General features: G+C 67.8%; 18 protein-coding genes. 12 read left to right on the top strand and 6 right to left on the bottom strand.

The features are described from left to right. Positions 1-173: 173 nt before the first annotated feature. The 3 genes from J2S53_RS19580 to J2S53_RS19590 all read left to right on the top strand — a co-directional run bounded on the left by J2S53_RS19580 (position 174) and on the right by J2S53_RS19590 (position 1796). Complete coding sequence (locus J2S53_RS19580; protein WP_456242212.1) at positions 174-1019, top strand: formate/nitrite transporter family protein; 846 nt, start codon at positions 174-176, stop codon at positions 1017-1019. A gap of 142 nt (positions 1020-1161) precedes the next feature. Next, complete coding sequence (locus tag J2S53_RS19585; RefSeq protein WP_456242213.1) at positions 1162-1395, top strand: hypothetical protein; 234 nt, start codon at positions 1162-1164, stop codon at positions 1393-1395. Further along, positions 1395-1796 carry a type II toxin-antitoxin system VapC family toxin gene (locus J2S53_RS19590; RefSeq protein ID WP_456242214.1) on the top strand — a complete coding sequence of 134 codons (402 nt, stop codon included), beginning with the start codon at positions 1395-1397 and terminating at the stop codon, positions 1794-1796. The genes J2S53_RS19585 and J2S53_RS19590 overlap by 1 nt, the downstream gene beginning before the upstream one ends. A gap of 133 nt (positions 1797-1929) precedes the next feature. Here J2S53_RS19590 and J2S53_RS19595 read toward each other — a convergent pair whose 3' ends face one another. From J2S53_RS19595 to J2S53_RS19605, 3 genes are all read right to left on the bottom strand, one after another. Next, complete coding sequence (locus tag J2S53_RS19595; protein WP_456242215.1) at positions 1930-3015, bottom strand: hypothetical protein; 1086 nt, start codon at positions 3013-3015, stop codon at positions 1930-1932. 380 nt (positions 3016-3395) lie between these two features. Beyond that, the gene (locus J2S53_RS19600) at positions 3396-3731 is read right to left on the bottom strand and encodes a hypothetical protein (protein WP_456242216.1); all 336 of its coding nucleotides are present in this window, start codon (positions 3729-3731) and stop codon (positions 3396-3398) included. 47 nt (positions 3732-3778) lie between these two features. Then, on the bottom strand, positions 3779-3997 hold the full coding sequence (locus J2S53_RS19605; RefSeq protein WP_092974453.1) for a hypothetical protein: 219 nt from the start codon (positions 3995-3997) through the stop codon (positions 3779-3781). A 102-nt stretch (positions 3998-4099) separates the two neighbouring features. Between J2S53_RS19605 and J2S53_RS19610 the strand changes: the two genes are divergently transcribed. The 3 genes from J2S53_RS19610 (at position 4100) to J2S53_RS19620 (ending at position 10523) form a co-directional block, all read left to right on the top strand. Next, positions 4100-6217: a cation:proton antiporter domain-containing protein gene (locus J2S53_RS19610; RefSeq protein WP_456242217.1), complete on the top strand. Its 2118-nt coding sequence runs from the start codon at positions 4100-4102 to the stop codon at positions 6215-6217. 224 nt (positions 6218-6441) lie between these two features. Further along, the gene (locus J2S53_RS19615) at positions 6442-8433 is read left to right on the top strand and encodes an IucA/IucC family protein (protein ID WP_456242218.1); all 1992 of its coding nucleotides are present in this window, start codon (positions 6442-6444) and stop codon (positions 8431-8433) included. Continuing rightward, the gene (locus J2S53_RS19620) at positions 8430-10523 is read left to right on the top strand and encodes an IucA/IucC family protein (protein WP_456242219.1); all 2094 of its coding nucleotides are present in this window, start codon (positions 8430-8432) and stop codon (positions 10521-10523) included. The genes J2S53_RS19615 and J2S53_RS19620 overlap by 4 nt, the downstream gene beginning before the upstream one ends. Here J2S53_RS19620 and J2S53_RS19625 read toward each other — a convergent pair. Both J2S53_RS19625 and J2S53_RS19630 read right to left on the bottom strand, forming a co-directional pair. Then, positions 10504-11955 (bottom strand): hypothetical protein, encoded by a 1452-nt coding sequence (locus J2S53_RS19625; protein ID WP_456242220.1) that lies wholly within the window; start codon positions 11953-11955, stop codon positions 10504-10506. The genes J2S53_RS19620 and J2S53_RS19625 overlap by 20 nt on opposite strands. Before the next feature lie 606 nt (positions 11956-12561). Further along, positions 12562-13227: a TetR/AcrR family transcriptional regulator gene (locus tag J2S53_RS19630; protein ID WP_456242221.1), complete on the bottom strand. Its 666-nt coding sequence runs from the start codon at positions 13225-13227 to the stop codon at positions 12562-12564. Between the two features lie 366 nt (positions 13228-13593). On the opposite strand from J2S53_RS19630, the gene J2S53_RS19635 reads away from it, so the two are divergent. The 5 genes from J2S53_RS19635 (at position 13594) to J2S53_RS19655 (ending at position 18843) form a co-directional block, all read left to right on the top strand. After that, positions 13594-15051, top strand: a complete 1458-nt coding sequence (locus tag J2S53_RS19635; protein WP_456242222.1) for a carboxypeptidase regulatory-like domain-containing protein — start codon at positions 13594-13596, stop codon at positions 15049-15051. Between the two features lie 81 nt (positions 15052-15132). Further along, on the top strand, positions 15133-15753 hold the full coding sequence (locus J2S53_RS19640) for a TetR/AcrR family transcriptional regulator (protein WP_456242223.1): 621 nt from the start codon (positions 15133-15135) through the stop codon (positions 15751-15753). 57 nt (positions 15754-15810) lie between these two features. Next, positions 15811-16758 (top strand): ATP-binding cassette domain-containing protein, encoded by a 948-nt coding sequence (locus tag J2S53_RS19645; RefSeq protein ID WP_456242224.1) that lies wholly within the window; start codon positions 15811-15813, stop codon positions 16756-16758. Between the two features lie 16 nt (positions 16759-16774). Then, a complete protein-coding gene (locus tag J2S53_RS19650; protein WP_456242225.1) occupies positions 16775-17611 on the top strand; it encodes an ABC transporter permease in 837 nt (278 codons plus the stop codon). Continuing rightward, a complete protein-coding gene (locus tag J2S53_RS19655) occupies positions 17608-18843 on the top strand; it encodes a macrolide family glycosyltransferase (RefSeq protein WP_456242226.1) in 1236 nt (411 codons plus the stop codon). Before J2S53_RS19650 ends, J2S53_RS19655 begins: the two co-directional genes overlap by 4 nt. A gap of 82 nt (positions 18844-18925) precedes the next feature. On the opposite strand, the gene J2S53_RS19660 is transcribed toward J2S53_RS19655, so the two are convergent. Continuing rightward, on the bottom strand, positions 18926-20089 hold the full coding sequence (locus J2S53_RS19660) for a beta-1,3-glucanase family protein (RefSeq protein WP_456242227.1): 1164 nt from the start codon (positions 20087-20089) through the stop codon (positions 18926-18928). Between the two features lie 539 nt (positions 20090-20628). Between J2S53_RS19660 and J2S53_RS19665 the strand changes: the two genes are divergently transcribed. Continuing rightward, positions 20629-22602: an Orn/Lys/Arg family decarboxylase gene (locus J2S53_RS19665; RefSeq protein WP_456242228.1), complete on the top strand. Its 1974-nt coding sequence runs from the start codon at positions 20629-20631 to the stop codon at positions 22600-22602. Positions 22603-22622 lie beyond the last annotated feature (20 nt).

Consider the following 22622-nt stretch of genomic DNA (forward strand, 5'->3'; position numbering starts at 1 on the left):
TGACCTGTCGAGGGTTCGAGTCCGGCGAGCACGCGTATCCCGAGCGGCTGTCGGTTCGAACTCCGTGTTTCTCGGCGAGTCGTTCGGATCTCCCGGCGAGTCGTTCGGGTTTCTCCGCGAGCTGTTCGGGTACCGGTCTGGAGGACACGCACCAGCGAACCCCTCGGAGAGTCATGGCTGAACGAGAGTCGGAAGAGGAACAGTCCCGGACGGACAGCAAGGGCCGTCACGCCCCGCTGCGGGAGGACGAGGTCGAACGCGCCTTCGACACCATCGTCGCCCGGGGCAGACCGAGACTGTTCCGGACCATGCCCGAGCTGCTGGCGAGCGGCACCATCGCCGGAGTCGAGATCTCGCTCGGAGTGCTCGCCTTCCTCTACGTCGAACAGGCCACCGGCAGCCAACTGTTGGCCGGGCTCGCCTTCGGAGTCGGGTTCATCGCGCTGCTGCTGGGCAACAGCGAGCTCTTCACCGAGGGCTTCCTGGTGCCCATCGCCGTGGTGCTGGCCCGCGAGGCGGGCTGGTGGCGGCTGGCCCGGTTCTGGCTGGCGACGCTGGTGGGCAACCTCCTGGGAGGTTGGGTGAGCATGTGGATGGTGGTGGTCGCCTTCCCCGGGTTGCACTCGGTGGCGATCGAGACCGGCGAGAAGTTCGCCGAATCCGGTTTCGACCTGCGTACCTTCCTGCTGGCGGTACTGGCGGGCAGCACGATGACGCTGTTGACCAGGATGCGTATCGGCACCGATGACGACGTCGCACGGGTGCTGGCCTCGCTGGCCACGGCGTTCCTGGTGGCGGGCCTGAGCATGTACCACTCCGTGCTGGACACGCTTTTCATCTTCGGCGGTATTCACGCCGGTGCGGGATACGGCTACGGATCCTGGATAGCGTTCTTCGGCTGGACGGTCCTCGGCAACGCGGTCGGCGGGATCGGGCTGACGACCTTTCTGCGGCTGGTCCGCAGTCACGAGCGGCTCTACGAGTGGCGGCGTACCGCTCCGGCCAGCCACCGACCGTGATCGGTACACGAAGTGGTTACGGCTGTGGAACGTTCCCGGTCGAGGTGTCTCATGGTCATTTTTGGTACACGGAAAGATTTGACCTGACAATTAGAATGAACCCATGACAAGTGCGAGTGTAAAACTAACCCCGCAGGGAAGAGTGTCAATCGTCTCCCAGCTGCGGCACGAACTCGGCTGGGGGCCGGAAACGGATCTGGTCGAGTACAGCGAAGGAAGCAGAGTCATCATAGAGCCACGCGCTGACATGGTGCGACGCATCCAGGACATGGCACTCGGTGCACGAACGGAATCGGACTCGGTGGTCGACGATCTGCTCGCCACCCGCCGTTCCGAGGCGGCGGTCGAGCTCCACGAGATCGAGGGCGGGCACTGATGGTCGTCCTCGACGCGTCGGCGCTGTTGGCGCTGACCTACCGTGAAGACGGCCACGAACACGTGACGGAGCAGTTGGCCGCAGGCGCCGTGATCTCGGCGGTGAATTGGTCGGAGGTCTCGCAAAAGCTCACAGTACAGAGCGGGGACGCCGAGCGGATCGGCGAGATGCTCGTGGCCACGGGACTGCGGATCGAACCGTTCGGCGCCGACGACGCGCGCAGGGCAGCGCGGTTGTACCCGCACACACGAGCGGCTGGACTGAGTTTGGGAGATCGTTCCTGTCTGGCTCTTGCCGCCCGCTTCGGCCGTGCGGCGCTCACCGCCGACCTTGCCTGGAAAACAATCGACGGCCTCGTCCTGGACGAGGAACTCATCCAGGTCGACCTCATCCGCGGTTGACCACGATCCGGACTTTCGCCCGGCTCCGCACGTGGTCGTTCCCCGTCACCCTGCTCCGTCCGAGCGCGCTCCGTTTCATCGCCCGGTGTCCGAGAGGTCTGCCCGGTTCGCCCCGGCTCCCCGCCTGATCCGACTAACCGTCCTGATCCCGCTGCTCGGCCTGCTGCTGGTTCGCCCGACGCTGTGCCTCGCGGTAGCCGTAAGCGGCGCGACGCACCGTGGCGTCGTCCTCCAGGCCGGATCCCAGCGCCCCAGCCGTAACTCCCATCGAAGTGACCAACCACGTCAACCCCAGGTAGTTGCTGATTCCGGCCGTGCCGCCGAGCGTACTGCTCAGCAGTTCGGGGTCGATCAGGAACAGACTCGCCGCCAGATTGAAGGCGAACAACACCACGTACAGGCATCCGACACCAATCATGATCGTCAGAATGGTGGAGGAGTTGTACAGCATCCGCTGTTCCCGGTCGGCGGTGTAGCGCGGTTTCTCCCACAGGCTGTGTGTGATTATCAGCCACCCCGTCATCACAGTCACCGACACCACCAGGACCACACCTCGACGCCACGGACCGAGCATGTCCGCCATCTGCCAGATGGTGCTCGACGTCAGCATGAAAATGGAGGTGCCCAGCGCGGCGGCCAGGGCTCCGGACATTCCCAACACCAGCCGCCACGGCGTGTTACTGCGAACCATCCCGGACAGCAGGCGGAGTTTGCCGCGCCGTCTCGTGGAGCGGTACCGCACCGCGATGGCCTCGCTGTCGGCCCCCTCACGCCGGATCGGACCCAGCAACTCGGTCGTTCCGCTCTGCAGCCCGCTGTCGGTTCTTTCCGAGCCGTTCAACTCGCCGAGCACACTGATCAGCAGTTGCCTGGCCCGGCGTTGCGGTTGGAGCCCGCCGAGGGAGGGCAGCGAAATCACTCCGACCCGCTCGTGCTCCGAGCCGATGTCGGCCAGTACCGGATGCCCCGACTTGCGCAGCGGCAGATCGGTCACCGCTACCGCGTAGTCCCAGCCGTGCAGCTTACGCTGCCGTTCGGTCGCGTCTAGGATCTCCTTGCCGCTGCTGCGGCCCGCCGCGACCGGGTCGCGTACCACATCGACCGACCACTCGGACTCCTCGTCGAACTGTTCATCCAGGAGCCCCGGCAGATCCCCGCCCAGCGACCCGGCGATGTGACTAGGGAAGTCCGGATCGCTGACCAACCCCAGTGATGCCACTGCATATTCCTTCCCGGTGATGATGAGAGTTCCTCGGCTCGCTTTTCGTAGCTGCTCGCTCGGCGGAACCTCGCGCACGGCTCATGAGCGGGTGCCCCGACATCGGGTAGCGATCTACACAACGTCGGGGCCGTCCTCGCGAGAGCCGCACGGGAGAACACGCTGCGGTGCCGATGGCGAGGGCGGTGGGAGTTCGGACCTCGGAAGTTCGGCCCGCGGGAGTGCTGGGAGTGCTGCACCGGGGACACCCGCTGCGACCCGCATGGCCGCGTCCCTACAGCGGTCCCGGCGGCGTCAATTTCGCGAGAAATTGGCGTCACCGGGTGAGGACCGCCGCGCGTGCCGGTTACGCGACCGCGGACCACGGCTGTTCGCGTCGCTCAGTCGTGTTCGATGCCCTTGCCGGTCGTAGACCGGGTACCGTGCGCGGTCGGCCGTCCCTTGCCGCGGGGTGGCTCCGGGGTCACCTCCGAACTCGAACGGCTGTGGCCCGGCACGTCGGAGGGCTCCTCCTCGGGCCCCGGAGTGGGCTCCGCGCCCTGCCGCAGCTCGTTCAGCCTGCCGGTCAGCTGCTCGATCACCGGAACACGAGCCGCGTGTGCCCGCTCGTGCTCCAGCAGGGTGTTCAGCTCGTCCTCGGTCAGGGAGCGGATGCGATGTCCCAGGGTGGAGAGCGGCATCTCGTCGTAGTCCGGTATCGGTAGTCGTGCCGTCACTGGATCTCCTTCCCGCACGCTCGTGCGGCCGGATCGGGGGTACGTGTTCATGCGGGTACGACCGGTGCCACCCAACCGTCGTCGGCGGTGGTCCAGTCCGCGCTGCGCGACCAGCCCGCGGCGAGCAGCTCGTCGTCGGCCTCTACCGGTCCCGAGACCGTCGGTGGCAGTTCCAGCTCGGTCACCTCGGCTCCCCGGTCGTCGCGCACCGTCAGGACGGGGTTGTCGTCCTCGGTCGCCGTGATGAAGTGAGCGGTGTTGGCCATTCCCGTTCCTCCCGGTGTCGCCTCGCGGGTCGTGGTGGAGGGTTACCCCGTGGGCGCTTCGGCTACGCATCCGAGAAGTCGGCGATGATTCCCAGCGGCGGTATGTCCGCGACAGTGGCGGGACGCGCGCGAGCCGTCCCGGTGGGCGGGATCGGGCGAGCGGGACCCTTCTCCGCGTGCGAGCTGCCGGTGCCTGGCGTAAGCAGGGATTTCCGGCCGGAAGGAATCGAGGTGGGACGAATGGTGCTCGCTGCCGGGGAGACGACCGGCTATCTGGGGCCGATCGTGGCGCTGCTGTGCGCCGCGGGACTGATCGGTTACCTCAGCATCCGGCTGCGGATCGTGCCCATCGTGGGGTTCCTGTTGGCCGGGGTGTTGATCGGGCCGCATCAACTCGGACTGGTCTCGGATTCCGAAGTGGTCCGCGCGGCGGCCGACATCGGTGTGATGCTGCTGCTGTTCACCATCGGCATCGAGTTCTCGCTGGACCGCATGGCCTCGATACGGCGTTACGTGCTGCTGGGCGGTGGGCTGCAGGTCGTGCTCACCGTAGGGCTCACCACGGCGGTGTCGCTGCTCTTCGGCGTCGAGTGGCGTCCCGCGCTGCTCACGGGGCTGCTCGTGGCGCTGTCCTCCACCGCGATCGTGCTCAAGGTGTTGTCCTCGTCGGGGCGCACCACCACGACGGTGGGCGGGACCTCGATCGCGACGTTGATCTTTCAGGACCTGGCCGTGGTGGTCATGGCGCTGCTCGTGCCGCTGCTCGGCACGGGCTCCGGCGGCGGGGTGCTGGAGCTGCTGCGTGCGTTGGGAACCGCGCTCGTGGTGCTGGTGGTGGTGCTTGTGGTGGCGCGCAAGGTGATGCCACCACTGCTGGAACGCGTGGCGCGGACCTGCTCGCCCGAGGTCTTCCTGCTGGCCGTGGTGGCCATCGGTCTCGGAACGGCCTGGCTGACCTCGCTGGCCGGGGTGAGCGTGGCGCTCGGTGCCTTCCTGGCGGGACTCGTGGTCAGCGAGTCCAAGCACAGTTCACACGCGCTCGGCGAGGTGCTGCCGCTGCAGATCCTGTTCAGCGCCACGTTCTTCGTCTCCATCGGGATGCTGGTGGACCTGCGCGCCGTGCTGCGGATGTGGTGGCTGATCCTGCTGCTGGCCTGCGCGGTCGTGCTGCTCAAGGTGATCACCGGCGGAGTCGCGTTGTTGGCACTGCGGGTCGGGCTGCCCACGGCGGTGGCGGGTGGATTCCTGCTCGCCCAGGTCGGTGAGTTCTCGTTCGTGCTGCAGAGCGCTGGGCGCGCGGCCGGAGTGGAGCCGTTGGGGATGGGGGCCGACGGCGAACAGGTACTGGTGGCCGTGACGGTGACGCTGATGATTCTCACCCCTGTGCTGGCCGCTCTCGGCGAACGGTTCGCCGAGGTGCTGCGGCGGCGCCGTCCCACCGGGGAAACGGCGGCGGTGGAACCGGAGGGCGCCGTGGGAGGACATGTGATCGTCTCCGGGTGGGGAGAGGTCGCCGCCGCGCTGACCACCGAGCTGCGTGCGCGGGACATTCCGGTGGTGGTGATCACGCTCGGCCCCGAGCTGGCCGCGGACGCCGAGCAGCGTGCCGACCGGGTGGTGCGGGGTGACTCCACGCACGGCAACGTGCTGCACGAGGCCGGGCTGGCGACGGCGCGGTTGGTGGTCATCTGCGAGAACTCGGGGGAACAGGCCGCCCGAATCGCCGCCGTGGTCGCGCGGTTCGCACCGGAGACGTCGATCGTGGTGCGTCCGACCGATCGTGCCGGTGCGGAGGAACTCGTGCCTGCCGGGGTCGATCGGATCGTCGACACCGTCGGCGCCGTGGCTCACCCGCTGACCGACACCGTGCTGCGGCGGCTCGGGCGGCTCGATTCCGCCGGTTACCCGGACCCGAACACCCCGGTGGACTTCCGATTCGATCCGGCCACCGCCTGTCCGCACACCACCGAGATCGAGCCGGTGCTGCCGTCCTCGGCGGGTTGTACCGAGTGCCTGCGGCTCGGCGAGCGCGACTGGGTTCACCTGCGGACGTGTCTGCACTGCGGCAACGTGGGGTGCTGCGATTCTTCGCCGCACCGGCACGCCAGTGCGCACGCGGACACGTGCTCGCATCCGATCGTGGCCTCGGCGGAACCGGACGAGGACTGGGCGTGGTGCTACTTCGACCTGGCCAGACTGGAGCGTTCCCCGACGCGGTGATCCGTCCCCGGTCGCCGGACTCCCGACCCGGCTGCCGTGGGACCTCGGGCGGTGCTCACTCGGGAAGCACCCGGGCACTGCTCATTCGGGTGTGCACCCGTTCGGTCGACCCGCTCCGCGTGCCCGGCGTCCCGCCGTGTGGTTGTGGTTCACACCGCTACGCGAAGCGGGTGAGTTTGCGTCGGGCTGTTGCCCTCGATCCGGCGAGTGATCACGCTGAGGGAGTGAGCGCAGATCGTGCGGAGGCGGTGACGTCCGCCCCGGGTGCGGCGCCCCGGCGCGGCGCCGGCCGCCGGGACGGCATCGCACCGCCCGCAACCGACTACCGTGCTACCGGTGTCGTGTCCGCCCGACCGGTCGTGCTGGCGCGGCTGGTCTCCGCGCTCGTTCGGGAGGGACTGCTCGATCCCGAGCACGCCGCCCGGTGCGGACTCCGCATCCCGCTGTCCCGGGTTACCGCCACGGGCAGACTCGCTCCCACCGGGCCGATCACGTTGTCGGAAGGCACGGCACAGCCACGCACGCTGCGCGATCCAGCGGAACTGCTCGATGCGCTGCTGCGGCTGGAGCTGCTCGCGGGGGACCCGGACGCATGGCAGCGGCTTCGCGCCGATGTCGCGGAGAGCGTGGCGGCGCTGGCGCGTGCGCTGCGTGCCGAACGAGCGCGTGCCCGCGAACTCCGCGATTCAGTGTCCGCCGTGGACGTCCGGTGTCGACCGTTCACCGCACTCCTCGGGGCGCTGCGCACGAGGCACGGCTCCGAGGATTCACTGCTGAGCTCCTTCGAGCAGTGGGTGATCGACGGGCACCCGATGCAGCCCGTGGCCAAGGTCAGATCCGGTCTCGGTGCGGCCGACGAGCACCGGTACGCTCCCGAGTTCGAGGTCGGGTTCGACATGCGGCTGGTGGCGGTGGCCCGGCACGCGGTATCCGGCGCTGATCACACCGGTGAGCTCGACGGTGCCGGGGCGATGTGGCGCGAGCTGCGCGCCGCCTTTCCGCGAGCGACCGAGGCAGCCGAGTCGGAGCTGCTCGAACGGGGGATTTCCCCCGCGTCGTACACGTTGATCCCGGTGCACCCGCACCAGCTGCGGTTCGCGATTCCGGAACTGCACGGGGAGGCCCTCGCCGCCGGAACCGCTGTGGTGCTCGACGCCACCGTCCCGGCGCGCCCGCTGATGTCGCTGCGCACGCTGGAGGCCCGGGAAGCCGGCCGCCCGCCGGGGTTGCAGGTCAAAACCGCCGTCGAGATACGGCTGACCGGCGCGGTGCGCGGGGTCTCACCGGGGGCGGTGGACAACGGCCCCGAGCTGTCCGCGCTGTTCGACCGCATCGTGTCGCGGGACCCCGACCTGTCACCTGTGGACGAGCACGGCCGACCGCGTTTCGCGGTGTGTCGGGAACTCGCCGCCGTCGGACACCGGCCCACCGGCTCGACGGGGGACGCGGATCGTGACAGGGCGCGTGCCCGTTCACTGGCGGCGGTGCTGCGCGAGCACCCGGGAGCGTCGATGGCCGGCGGTGAGGTGGCGCTGCCGGTGGCGGCACTGCTCGCCCGTTCCCCGCTGACCGGAAACAACGTGCTCGCCGATGTGCTGGCCGAACTGAACCCCGGCCTACGGAACGGCCGGGGGAACGGAGCGGAATCCGCTCTCGACACCGCGCGTCGCTGGCTGCGGCTGTACCTGGGGCTGGGGATGTTCCCGCTGCTCGCGCTGCTGGTGCGCTACGGCATCGCGCTGGAACCGCATCCGCAGAACACCGTGCTGGCGCTGCGCGACGGCCTGCCGCACCGGCTGTTCGTACGGGACATCGGCGGGGTTCGGGTGCTGTCCGAGCGGCTGCGACGGCGCGGTCACGAGTTCGCCCCGCACCGGGATTCCGCGCTGACGGGCACCGATGCCGCGGCGTTGCGCGACAAGCTGTACTTCCCGCTGTTCGGCAATCAGCTCGGCGAGCTCGTGGCCGCCGCTGCCGCGTCCACCGGCTGTTCGGAACAACCGTTGTGGCGGGTGGTGCGGGGGAGCGCCGCGGGTGTCTTCGAGCGGTTGCGAACCACGGCCGCCGACGAGGACGAGGTCGCGGACTGCGACTCCGACGCCGAGGCGTTGCTGGACCGGCCGTGGCGGCTCAAGACGATGCTGGGGATGCGGCTGGCCGGGCTGGTCACCGAGCAGCGCTACGTTTCCGCGCCGAACCCGCTGTCGGCGACATGACCCGCGAGGTCGCGTTCACCGGTGAGACCCCCCTCCCGGGGGGTTCGGGCTCGTTCGACGCCGATGAGCGAGCGATGCTGCGCGAGCTACGTGCCGAGGACGCCGAGTTGGCCGAGGACTGGGTGGCGGAACTGCCGGCAGCGCGGCGGGACACCGCCCACCACGCCCTCGCCGCGCTGTTGCGCGAACAACTGCTGCCCGGTGCTGTGGAGGTTTTCCGAGTCCCTCTTCCCTACGACGATGCCTCGAACGAGGCGGTGGCACACCGCCTGGGGTTGTCCGGCGGTGCAGTCGGGGAATTGCGGATCCGGTGGTGCTCTCGCGAGGGCGAGTTGGTGCTGGTGCGGCTGAACGGCGGCACGCTCGTGACGGTGTGCTCGGTGGATTCCCCGTTCGGGTTGTACCGGGTCCACGGGCCGGTGCTGTTCGACGACGGTGCCGCGCCCGTCGAACTGGAACGGCCGGGACAGCTGATCGACGTGCTGCGACCCGGGACCGATGCCGACGACCGGCGCGGGCTGCGGAACGAACTCGCCGATTCCGCCCGCAATCTGGCGCTGTCCCGTGCGACGGTTCGACGCGGGGCGACGGCCGTGGCTCGTCGGGCCATCGGTCTCGGCACCACCGGTCTGCTGCCCACGTTGGCGTCCCGGCACTCCGCCAGCGAGGTCACACTCGAGCTGGACGCGTTGACGGTCGAGGGGCACAACACGCATCCCTGCGGCAAGGTGCGGGGCGGCTTCTCCGCCGCCGATTCCACGCGCTACACCGCCGAAGCAGGGCGGGTGGTCGAGCTGCGCTTCGTGGCGGTGCGGCGCGGTCTCGTGCGGTCCACACCGGACGAGTCCGGGCGTTCGGTCGGCGAGGTGCTCGCCGAGCACTTTCCGGCGTTGGCGGCCGGAACGCACCGGGAGTTACTCCAACGGGGTGCTGATCCTTCGGATTACCTGTTGATTCCGGTGCATCCCTGGCAGGCGCGCGACATCGTGCCGCGCGAGTACTCCGCCGAGCTCTCCTCGGGCGCGCTGCTACTGCTCGACGAGCCGCGACTTTCGTGCAGACCCACTCTCTCGGTGCGAACCCTGGTGAGCGATCGTCCCGGCAGGCACGGGCGACGGCTGACCGTCAAAACGGCACTGGACGTGCTGTTGACTTCGGCCAGGCGCACCATCGCGCCGGAGAGTACCCGGGACGGCCCCGTGGTCGGCACGTTGTTGCGGAAACTGTTCGCCGCGGATCGGGTTCTGTCGAGTGGCGCGGGGATCGTCCCCGACCTCGCCGGGATCGCCTTCGAACCGCCGGAAGGCGGTTCGGCCTCGCCCGGTCGGAGGCGTGGGCTGTCCGCGTTGCTGCGTGAGGACCCCGCTGATTCGCTCCACGAGGGTGAGCAGGTCGTTACCGCCGCTGCCCTGCTGGCACTCTCGCCGGTCTCGGGGGAGCCGTTGCTGGTGGAGCTGGTGGACACCGTGGCGCTGCGCGGTCGCGTCACACGCGCCGAAGCGGGCCGGTGGTTCCTGCGGGACTACGCGGAATCGCTGCTCGCCGCCACGTTGCCGCTGCTGTCGTGCTACGGCATCGCCGTGGAAGCACATCTGCAGAACACCCTGGTCGTGGTGCGGCGTTCCCGCCTGGTCCGGCTGCTGCTGCGTGATTTCGCCGGTGTGCGGGTGCATCCGGACCGGCTGCGGGCGGCGGGCCACGAGGTGCCGACGACGCGGCCGGGAGTCACGACCACCGGGGATCCGGCGGTGCTGCGTGCCAAGATGTGCCATGCCACGTTGCAGGCGAACCTGGCCGAGGTGGTGTTGCTGCTGCAGCGTTCGTGCGCCCTGCCGGGAGCGGTGGCGTGGCGGATCGTGCGCGAGGCGGTTTCGGCAGTTGCCGCACGGGTCGGGCAACGTGGTGGCCCGGCGCTCGCCGCGGATCTCGCGGCGCTGTCCGCTCCCGAGTTGCCGCAGAAAGCGCTGGCCACCATGCGGCTGCGCCCCGACGAGGGGGATGTCTACCTGCCGCAGCCCAACCCGATGTCCGGCCCGTTGCCCGAGTGGGACTCCGTTCCTGCCGAGGGGCTCAATGTTCCACCTTCTTGAGCACGAGGTGTGCGGGTTCGGTCCACGGTGAGTCGATGTTCCAGGCTGGGTCGGATCCACGGCCCATGACCCTGGTCAGGACGTAGTCCACCTCTCGCGGTTCCACGGGGGTGAAGTTCCGGTAGTTCGCACGGAGCAGGGGTCCGGTAACCGGTCCGGCCTCCGCGATGCGTTTGTTGATGTCGGGAGTCAGGATGCCACGGTCGGACAGCCCATCCACTATGGCGCATTCGCAGAAGTACGCCAGGGTCCCTATCTCGCCGGGGCTGCGTACCGTGGCGTCGCCGATCCGCTGTTCCAGCAGATTCCCGATCCTGGCGTAGTCCGCCGGTGTCGCCCAGTTGGTCGTGATCGTGGCGCGCTGCCAGGGCATCCCGGTTTCCACCGCGACCCTGGCCTGGTTGGCGAACATCGCGGTTCCCAGGGCCACCGCCACAGTCGCGGCCAGCACCGGAATTCGCCGCCGGTGTCGGGCGGCCACCGCCGTAGCGGCCCCGATCACGCCGGCGAGGAACATCGTGAGCCCGAGCATGCTCGGAACGTAGTACCAGTGGTACGGCGGAACCCCGAGAGTGGTGTAGGCGTAGAAGTGCGCGACGCCGCCCACTCCCATGAGTGCCCAGGGGTGCAGCCTGTTCGCCGCGGTGTTGCGCAGCAGTCGTGTCACCAGCCATACCGGCAGCGCGAGCGCTCCGAGGGCCACCGTGCTCAGCGCCGCGATGGTCGCGGCGGGATACATCTCGTAGTACAGCCGCAGTCCGTTGCCGAAGCTCCAGCTGCCCCAGGTTTCCTGCATCTGCTTGAGCACCAGCGTGTCGGGCACGGCCGAGCCGAACGCGAACCAGCTGAAGCCGAACCACGGCAGTGAGACGAGGCAGGCGGGCACCAGCCAGCGCCAGAATTTCCGCCACAGCGCGGGACGCCCCAACAGCAGCACCACGACGAAGATGCCCAGGTCCAGCCTGGTCAACGCGAGCAGTCCGGCCGCTACCCCGAACAGCACCCGGTTGTGTGTGGTGGCCCCCAGCAGCAGCAGTCCCAGCAGCGCGGAGGCCAGCGTCATCTCCAGCCCGACCGAGGAGAGCAGGAACGGGTTGGTCAGCACGAGCAGTGTGCCGAGGATCACGGTCAGGCGCGAAAGACCGCTGTGCCGTGCGGAGCGGTGCAGTGCCACGGCCAGGACCGCGTTGGCGAGTACGAAAAGGGCGCCCAGTGCCAGCACGGGCTGCCGCAGCAGAAAGGTCAGTGCCGCCAGTACCAGCACGTTCAGTGGTGAGGTGGCGGTGTTGGAGAATTCCTGCTCGATCATTCCCCAGTGGCCGTGAAAGGCCAGGTTGCGTGCGAAGTCGATGGTGATGTAGGCGTCGTCCGTGAGTCCGCCTCGCACGAGCATGAACACGAGTCCGGCGAGCAGTGCTGCACCACCGGCCACCAACGAGGTTTCCCGTTTTCCCGATTGGTTCGGTATCGCGCCACTGGAAAATAACTGAGAAGATTCCTCGTCCCGCGTCGCTTCGGTGACCGCCACTGTTACCCCTCTCACCGCAAGAACAGTGTGAGTAGTCGTTTTTGATTCCGTCTCGGGTTCCAGGGCTTATAATATAGAACTCGCTCAGGTACTCGGTCGCCACCCGCGTGAGTCGGTGAACGCTGTGAGCGGTCCACTACTTACCGTGTCCACACCTCGATCGAACTGCGATTTCTCGCGCTTCCGGCCTCATTTGCCAGCCTGCCCGGAGCACTTGTTCCGAACGAACTTCTGCTGCGGTTCTCAGTGTCACATCGCTGATCGGTACCGTCATCGGCCAGTGTCAAGCACCATAGCGCGTGTCGCTCCAACACGCTCGATCGTTTTCCGGTGAGTATCGTCGATCGATCATTTCTCGCACCAGGCGACCACAGTGGTGCGGAAACGCCGCGTGTTACCGGAGGCAGTGACGATACGGCTCTGCCTTCCCGCTGGGCCGGAGAACTCGGTGCGGCTGCTAGGGGTGTCTCGACCGACACTCGTTGTGTTCGTAGGGGTCGCGGTTCCGCGTCAGCCGAGCTCGTTGGGCCGCAGTCCCTGTCGCAGCCGTTCGAAGGTCTCGTCGAGGTAGTGCCGCAGGCTCTCGCCGGATTCGGAGTCCTGCCAGCTCTGCACCGAGACCCGGAGTGTGGTGATCGTCGTGGCGGACAGCAGCCGCACGTACACGTCCTCGGCGGTCCTGCCGAGTCGCGCGGCGAAGCCCTCGGCCAACGATGCCTCCAACGTGCGGAACGAGGTCACGATTTTTTCGATCAGTTCGGGGTGGTGCCGAAGCACGACGGCCTGATCACGCCAGGTGGGACCGCTCATCGCCGTTCCGATGGCCTCGCCGAGCACCACTCGGGCCACTTCGAGCGGTTCCTCCTCGGGAGGGCGTTCCAGGACGCGTGTCGAGGTGTTGTCGATGGTGTCCCGGTCCCACGGGACGAGCACTTCCTCCTTGGACGTGAAGTAGTTGAAGAACGTTCGTGGGGAGACGTCGGCGCTGGCGCAGATGTCCTCCACCGTGACAGCGCCGGGGCCGTGCTCGCGGAACAGTCGGACGGCCGCCTGTTGCAGGGCCTGGCGGGTGGCGCGTTTCTTGCGCTCGCGCAGCCCACCGGAGCCAGCTTCACCCGCGTCGGAGGCCGGAGCGGTTCCAGCTGTGCCGGACGCGGTGTGCGCTGATCTGGACATGTGCCCTCTCCCTGGCTGCTGCGATACCGCCGCTGCTGAGCTGGGGCTTCATCGTAGTGGGGCCGTCATTGCTCGGACAAACCGGGCACTGCTCGGGCAAACCGGGTGTGTGGGGCTGATCACCATGAAAATGCGTAGATGCATTTTTGCAGCCGCTGCACTGATCTGTTAAAGTGCCGTACGGTGCCGGGAGCAGTGCTGCCTCATGGTCAGCGGTTCATGGCCCCCGCCCTGGCCGGGCCGAGTGTCGATCGGCTCGTGGGTGGTTCCCGGACGCCCCGTCGCGTCGGTGATCGGCCAGTGGCTCCACGGCCCACCGTTCGCAACCGTTCGCAATCTTTTCCGCGATCATGGCGAGGAGCCGGTGTGCCGAAGGAAGAGCTTAAGTCGTTGGCTCGCAAGCTGGTGTCGACGCTGTGGTTCCCGATGTTCTTCGTCGTCGGGTTCATGGTGTTCTACCTGATCCCGTTCCACGCGCCCGCACCGCACAACGTGCCGGTGGCCGTGGTAGGTGAGCAGGCCGCTGCCGGTATCGAGGTCTCGTTCGACAACTCGGTTCCGGACGGTTACGACATATCCGCCGTATCCAGTGAACAGGCCGCGCGACAGGCGGTACTGGATCGGGATGTGGTCGCCGCCTACGACCCGGCCGACGGCGAGATGTTCTACGCCAGTGCCAACGGCAGGATGGCCGTGCAGATGCTGCGGCAGTCCTTCGCCCCGGTGGCCGCCCAGGCGGGACAGCAGCTGAGCACGACCGATCTGGCCGCCACCGCTCCCGGGGACGTGATGGGGACCGGGCTGTTCTACTGCCTGATGGCCCTGAACATCGCCCCCTACGTGGTGGTGATGATGCTGCTGCGGGCACAGTTGACCACCCGGCAGAAGCTGGGATCGATGGTCGGCTTCGGGGTGGTCTCGACGCTGATCTGCTACTTCACCGCGCTCTCGCTGGACGTCATCTACAACGACCCGTTGCTGCTGCTGGTCGGCTTCCTGCTCACGCAGGGAATCGCATGGACCGCCTACGGGTTGGTGCCGATCGTCAAGCAGTTCATACCCGGCGTGGCCATCGGGCTCTTCGTGCTGCTGAGCCTGCCCTCCAGCGGCGGTGCGATCCCGCTGCACTTCGTGCACCCGATCTTCCAGTTCCTACACCACATCATGCCGCTGGGCAATGCCGTGGACGCGATGCGCGGCGTTCTTTACTTCGACGGTGCCGGGGCTGTGCGGGGCACGCTCGTGCTGTGCTCCTGGGTAGTGCTCGGTGTGGCGTTGGTCGTGTTCAATCATTTCCGCGCCGAGCGGCTCGCGGCGCGGGCCACCGGGCAGCAGACCTCCGAGCAGCAGACCTCCGAGCAGCAGATCTCCGAGCAGCGGGACGACGAGCAGCGGGACGACGAGCGGCGGGAGCGGTCCGGTGAGTCGGCCGGGCGTATCTCCGACGAGGAGCACGAGCACGAGAGCGATGTCACCGTCGCCCCGGCTTTGGAGGCTCCCGAACCGGCGCACCACCGCACACTCGCCGGCTCGGTGACCGACGCTTCCGGGGCTGCCGTGCCGGGAGCCAGTGTCACCGTGACGAATGGACATGGTGTCCAGATCGCGAGGATGCTGACCTCTCCGGAAGGGGAGTACCGCGTACACGATCTTCCCGCGGAGTCGGTCACCGTGGTGGCCTCCGCCGCCGGGCTGGAACCGGCCGTGGACAGGTTGCGAGCTCGTCAGGGGTGTGTCGAGCGGTGCGACTTCCTACTGGACGGCGAGTCCGTCAGTCGCAGCGTCCGGCCGGTCGGCGTGAGCGGTTCCGGGGTTCGTTCCTGAGCGCCGACCTGGCGTCCGCTCGATGGCGGGCATCCGACCGCGCCGGTTGCTGAGTGAGTACTCACTCATTATGATGAGGATGTGAGCACACAGGAGTCCCGCCGCCGTGCTCCGGCGATGAGTTCGGAACAGCGGCGAACCGAGATCGTTCGGGCCACGTTGCCCCTGCTCGCCGAGCAGGGCGCGAACGTGACCACTCGGGCCATCGCCCGGGCGGCCGACGTGGCGGAGGGGACGGTTTTCCGGGTCTTCACGGACAAGGGCGAGCTGCTCCGTGCCTGTCTCGCGGAGGCGTTCCGCACCGACGAGCTGTGTGCTCGGATAAGGGAGATATCAACGACCCAGTCCATCGACGCCAGACTGACCGAAGGGGCGGCGCTGGTGCTCGACCACTTCGACAGGCTGGGTGAGCTGAAGCGCAATCTGGCCGCCTCCGACTACGATCTGCACCAGCGCGAGGCCCACGACGCGAAGCAGGCCGCGCGGCACGAGCCGCCACGTTTCGTGCTCGAACTGACCGATGCCTTCGCCACGCTGATAGCTCCCGACGAGCAACGGCTGCGGGTCCCCGTCGAAGACGTCGCGGCCATGTTGCTCGGCCTGTTGCTGAGCGCGCGGTTCGTCGGCAACTCCGACGACGAGGCGCGCGCCAAACTGGCCCCGCGCATCGATGTGCTGCTGCGCGGTGCGCTGGCGGCCTAGCGCCCCCGAGATCTCAAGCCCCGACATCGACCGGCCCGAACCGGTGAGAGGGAAACAATGGCAAGACCGCCCATCGAGGTCAAAAACGTAACCAAGGACTTCGGAAAGTTCAAGGCTCTCGACGACGTGAGCCTGCGAGTTCCCCAGGGCAACGTCCTGGGGCTGCTGGGGCACAACGGCGCGGGCAAGACCACGCTGGTCAACATCCTCAGCACCCTGTCACCACCGACCACCGGAACGGCGCGCGTCGCGGGCTACGACGTCGTGCGGCAGAGCAGGCAGGTCTGCGCCCGCATCGGGTTGACCGGCCAGTTCGCCGCCGTCGACGAGCAGTTGTCCGGACTGGACAATCTGGTGCTGATCGCCAGGCTCCTGGGAGCGACCAAGCGTGCCGCCAAGCAGCGGGCGGAGGAGCTGCTGACCCTGTTCGAGCTGACCGAGGCGGCCAAGCGGCCCGCCCGGACGTACTCCGGCGGTATGCGGCGCAGGTTGGACCTGGCGGCCAGCCTCGTCGGTCATCCGGACGTGATCTTCCTCGACGAGCCGACCACCGGGCTGGACCCGACCAGCCGGATGGGGCTGTGGCAGATCGTGGAGAACCTGGTCGACGACGGCACCACGGTGCTGCTGACCACGCAGTACCTCGACGAGGCCGACCGGCTCGCCGACTCCATCACCGTGCTCTCCAGCGGCAAGGTCGTCGCTTCCGGGACAGCCGAGGAGCTGAAGGCCGAGGTGGGGCAGCGGACCGCCACCGCCACGCTCGCCGACGCCGCCGATTCCGCCCGTGCCCTCGAAGCGCTCGGCCGTGCCGGACTCAGCCCGGTGCACGACGAACAGCGCAACGCCATCACCGCCCCGGTCAACGCCTCGCACGAACTCGCGGTCGTGGTCCGCGCGTTGGACGAGGCCGGAATCGAGGTCAGCGGCCTCGGACTCGGTGAGCCCACGCTGGACGACGTTTACCTGAACCTTGCCCACCACTCCGCCGAACCGGCTGCCTGAGCGACGGGAAATCCCGATGACCAGTACACTCAACGCTCCGCGAACCGGAGCGCAACAGTCCGCGCCGGATCGCACCAACTGGCACGGCGCCGGGGTGTGGACCCAGATCGTGGTGCTGACCGGCAGATCCTTACGCGCGGTTCTGAAAGATCCCCGAATAGTCGTCTTCAGCCTGCTGCAGCCGCTGATCATGCTGACCCTGTTCAGTCAGGTCTTCGGAAAGGCACTGATGTCGAGCATCCAGACCGGTAGTTACATCAACTACCTGATGCCCGCCATCCTGGTCACCACCGGCATCGGTGCCTCGCTGCAGTCCGGGGTGGGGCTGATCACCGACATGAAGAACGGTGTGCTCGGCAGATTCCGTTCACTGCCCATCAGAATGGGCTCGGTGCTGCTGGCACGCAGCCTCGCCGACCTGTTCCGGACGGCGGTGCAACTGGTGATCCTGCTGGGGGCCGCCGCCGTGCTGTTCGGTTTCTCCCCGAAGGGCGGATTCCTCGGCACCTTCAGCGCGTGGTTGCTCGCGCTGCTGGTGAGCTGGTCGTTGACCTGGGTCTTCCTCGCGATCGCCTCGTGGGTCCGCAAGGAGGAGGTCATGCAGAGCGTCGGCTTCCTGGCCATGTTCCCGCTGATGTTCGCATCCAGCGCGTTCGTCCCGCTGGACGCGCTGCCCGACTGGTTGAGCATCGTCGCGCGCATCAACCCGCTGACCTACGCGGTCGATGCCTCCCGGGACCTGTCGCTGGCGATGCCGGTGGGAACCGGTGTGCTGTCCGCCGTGGGTACCAGCGCGGTGCTGCTGCTGGTCGGTGCCTTCTTCGCGGTGAAGGGATTCCGCCGCCCGCTGTGACACTCCGAACCACACGCGACGAAGCGAGCAGGCACTTCGCGTTCGTCGGTCTCCCCGCGCCCGGACACGTCAATCCGAAGCTCGCGCTGGTGGAGGAGCTGGTCGGACGTGGCCACCGGGTCAGCTATGTGACCGGCCCCGAAGCGGTGCCCGCCGTTCGAGCGGCGGGTGCCGAGCCCGTCTCGGTCTCGCTGCGGCTACCCGACCCGCCGCCGACCGACGCTTCGACGGCGCCGGTGGCGGCGGTGTCGCGAATGGAGCGTTTCCTCGCCGACGTGCGGCAGAGCTTCCCGGCAATGCTGGAGCGGTTCGACGGGGACGTTCCCGACGTGGTGTGCTCCGACGCCGCCACTTCGATCGGACGCATGCTCGCCGAGAAGCTCCGGGTCGTCCACACCGCGCTGCTGCCCGGTTTCGCGAGCAACGAACGGTTCTCACTGCGCGGCATGTTCACCGAGCAGCTGCCGAGCGCGTTCGATCCGAACAATCCCTTACTGCGTGACTTCGGGCAACGCATGCGGGCGTTCGCCGAGCGCTACGGGGTGAGCTTCGACTTCCACTCGATGATGTCCGACGCCGGTGATCCGCTGAACCTCGTCTTCCTCCCCAAGGAGTTCCAGATCGAGGCGGACGGCTTCGACGAGCGGTTCGTCTTCCTCGGCCCCATGATCGGCGGTCGTGCGGCGAGGGAACGGTGGCGGCCCGCCGATCCGGACAAGCCCCTGCTGTTCGTCTCGCTGGGGACTCTCGGCCACGAACGGGTGGATTTCTACCGCAGGTGCATCGAGGCGTTCGGGGACGGTGCCTGGCAGGTGGCGATGTCCATCGGTGATCGCGTCGATCCGGCCGAACTGGGAGAAGTGCCCGAGAACTTCGAGGTTCGGCCCGGTTTTCCGCAGACCGCGGTGCTGCGCGCGTCCAACGTGTTTCTGACGCACGCCGGGATGAACTCCACGATGGAGGCGCTGCACTACGGAGTTCCCATGGTAACCGTCCCGGGGCTGCTCGAACAGGAGCTCAACGCCGACCGCGTGACGCGGCTGGACGCGGGCCGTCGGCTCGATCCGAACGCCTCGCCCCGACTGCTCCGCGAGACGGTCGACGAGGTCGCCGGGGACGACACCGTGCTGGCGGGAGTGCGCGGGTTGCGTGACCTGGTGCGCGGTTACGGTGGCGCCGCGGCCGGTGCCGACGCGTTGCGGGACCTGCTCGCGGAGCGGGACTCCGGCTGAGACCGGAACGCGAGCACCCGCCCGGAAGCGGCTGCTCCGAGCGGGTGGTCGATCCGTCTTCACGGTTGTCGGAACGGCTGCCTCACATCGGGGTGAGCGTCAGCGTGGCGGAACTCGCCTGCGTGTCCTGGATGTAGGACGCGAAACCGGCCACGTCATCGAAGGCGAAGCCGTATGCCTTGCCATCGACCGTGTTGGCGTGCATCGCCTTCGCGTAGTGGTTCGTCACCGAGTGGTTGTAGAAGTCCGCCGGATCAGCGGCGGGCTGCGAGGTGACGTTGTGCAGGTTGGACCGGTTGAGCCCGGAGGCCAGGATCGCCGCCACCGGACCTCTCGGGGCCGCACCCGCCGCGAGCGCACCATCGCAGAACAGCACGTCACGGGTGCTCGGCCGGTCGAACGCCCCGACGTCGCCGTCGAAGACGAACCGGTCACCGGAGACCGAGCCGTGGTAGACACCGGTGCCGATGTCCACGGTCATCGTGCTCGAACGGTACTTCTCCCACACCTGGTCGATGTAGGAGTCGAAGTAGGTGTCGGAGAAGTTGCCCAGGTCAAGTGCGTGGCCGGGAGCGACGATCCGGTAGTCGCCCTGCCGCAGGTTCTCGAAACCGGGGGCGGAGGTGACGCTGGAGAAGATCCGATCGCGGCCACCCGCTTCGAGCGTCCCGGTGGTCTGGTCCGAGGCACCCACCAGCCGGATGGAGGAGGGCACGCTGAACATGTCCACCATCGTGGTGTTGCAGTACATGCCGGTGTCGTTGAGCGTGAACTCGAAGGTGTCGTGCAGCACCGTGTTGCTCGGATCGCTGGGCACCCAGCCCGCCGGGTACTGCAGCGCCGGTTGACCGTTGCCGCTCTCGACCACCTTGAACTTGAGCTCGCCGCCCAGGGCGAAATAGATGCGTCCCGACATGGCGGGCAGGCTGATCGTGGTGTCGCCGCTGTTGTTCAGCGGAATTCCGTAGTGGGCGTAACCGTCCGAACCGTTGTCGGAGAACGAGATCGGCACTCTCCGGCCGTCGGGGGTCACCCGAACCTGCTGGCCCGACTGGTCGACTCCGACGATGTAGAGCGAGATCGAGGTGTTGGCGAAGTTGCCGGTGTGGTTGGCGATCGTCAGTGGTAGCGGCACGGCGGCGGCGGTGGTTCGTGGCCGTGCCGCCGCGATGGCGCCGCTGCCCAGTACCGGTGCCGCCAGCGCCGCAGTGGAAAGTCCCCCCAGGAATGTTCTCCTGCTGAACAAGGTGCCTCCTTTGGTCGGGCCGCGGTAACGGCCCTCATGCGGTCCAGACCAGTGTGCTGCCGCCGGAACCGATCCAGCATTACGTCGATCCGGCGCTGTCGATGGCACGTCCGGCAGAGGCGAAAAGTGCCACCCGAACGTTCCCGAGGGGACAGTGTCCTCCGTCAGCAGCTGCTTTCCCCGAAAGTCGCGCCGTTCGGGTCCGCCATCTCGGCGGCCAACCACCCCCGGTCGTGGCGAAAGGTTTCGCGGGGGCGGCCATCAGGTCCTCGTCTTCGATGCCGCTTCGCGGCCATGGCCCCCGGGGGCTGTCCCTTGACGCCGCACGGCGATTTCGCGAGAAATTGACGCCGACCGGTCGTGCTCCCCTGCTCCTGTCAGCGCAGTGTCAGCGTCGAATCAAGCCGCGTTGTTAAACACAACGCGTAATCCCTGCCCCGGAGGGTAGTACCGCATTCCTCCGTGCGGGGGCACTCTCATCTGATCGCGTCCGGGACGGTCCAGCCGATGCTGCCCGCCCCGGACCGGAGGAAATCCGAATGACACGTAACACGGTTCTGCTCGTGGCGGGCGAACGGCTGACCGGATTCTCGGAGCGGATCGATCGGCTCGTGGCGGAATTGGCCGAGCGAGGTCACGAGGTCCGCCTGCGGTATCCGACTTCGGAACCCACCTACGCCGGGCAGCCGGTGGTGCGGCCGACGTTCTTCGACGCCCTGCGTGACTACGGGCGTTCCGGCGCCGAATCCTGGCACAGCCCGGCACACTCCGGTGGGCGTGCCTTCACCAGGACGGATCTCGGTGCCGAGTTCGCCGACTACCTCGGTTCGGAGGTGCCACGCACCGATCTTTCGGTCTCGGTCCCGCGCTTCGGCTCGTTGCTGGACTCTACCGGACCGATCGGTGATGCCGAGCGAGCCGCGGCGCGTGTTTTCGGGGCCGACGAGACGTTCTTCGTGCTGAACGGGAGTTCCGGAGCCAACCGCACCATCATGCACAGCTGCCTGGCCCGTGGGGACCGGGCGCTGCTCGACCGCAACTGCCACAAGTGCGTCTGCGACGGCGCCACGCTGACCGGAGCTCTGCCGGTTTACCTGCCCACCCAACGCAACGGTTACGGCCTCAGCGGGCCGATTCCACCGGAGGAACTGCGGCGCCATGCTGTCTCGGGCGAGGCGGCGTACGCCGTAGTAACGAACTCCACCTACGACGGGATCTGCTACGACACCACCCGGGTGGCCGAGCTGCTCGGCGATTCGGTCGACGACCTCCACTTCGACGAGGCGTGGTTCGCACACGCCGCGTTCCACCCGGTCTACCGCGATCGCTACGCCATGGCCCTCGCGGGCAAGGTCGGTGTGCCACGCGTGTACGCGGCGCAGTCGACTCACAAAATGCTCGCGGCGCTGTCCCAGAGCGCGATGATCCATATCGGTGTTCCGGAGGGCGAGGCTCCGGACAGCCACCGCTTCAACCTCACCTACGCCATGCACGCCTCCACCTCACCGTCCTACCCCATGATCGCCGGACTCGACGTCGCCTCGGCCATGCTGGACGGCGGTTCCGGTTCCACCATGCTGGACGAGGTGCTCGACGAGGCGATCGGTTTCCGCCAGGAAGTGGCCGGGTACGCCGCCGACTCCGCCGAGAGTGGGACGGGGTGGTTCTTCGGCGTGTGGCAGCCACCAACAGTGGAGGTTTCCGAATCCGGGCAGCTGGTTCCGCTGCACCGCGTCTCTCCGGAACTGTTGCGCTCCGAACCCCGGTGCTGGTCACTGGAACCGGGGGCCGAGTGGCACGGTTTCACCGAACTCGAAGAGGGTTACGCGCTGCTCGACCCCTGCAAGGTGACCCTGCTGTCTCCCGGCTGCGATCAACGGGGTCGGTTCGAGGAGACCGGACTCCCCGCCAAGATCGTGGCGCGCTGTCTCGCCGAGCGAGGCATCGTCGTCGAGAAAACCGGGCACTACACGTTGCTGTTGCTGTTCACCCTGGGCACCACGGCCGAGAAACGACAGCGTCTTTCCGGGGCGCTGCGGGACGTCAAACTCGCCTACGACACCGATGCGCCGCTGTCCGAAGTGCTGCCCACTCTGGTGGACGAGCACCCCGAACGCTACGGCGGCGAAACCCTGCGCGGACTGGCGCACGGGATGCACGAGCGGCTGCGGAGCCACGGGTTACCCGAACTGCTGGAACGGGCCTACACCAACCTGCCGCGCCGACCCCGCACCCCCGCCGACGCGCACGACGAGATCGTCCGCGGGCGTACCGCACAGGTACCGCTGGGGCGGTTGGACGGCCACATCGCCGCGAACATGGTGGTTCCCGTCCCACCCGGTGTCCCGATCCTGATGCCGGGTGAGGAGACCGGGGACTCCGAGGGCGACTTCCTGCGCTACCTGGTGGCACTGCGGGATTTCGACCGCGCTTTTCCCGGATTCGAGCACGACATCCACGGCATCGACCGCGACGATTCCGGCGAATACCACGTCGACTGCCTACTCCCGTAACCCGGCGCGGCGATTTCGCG

The organism is Actinopolyspora lacussalsi (assembly GCA_030803735.1).
GTDB lineage: Bacteria > Actinomycetota > Actinomycetes > Mycobacteriales > Pseudonocardiaceae > Actinopolyspora > Actinopolyspora lacussalsi.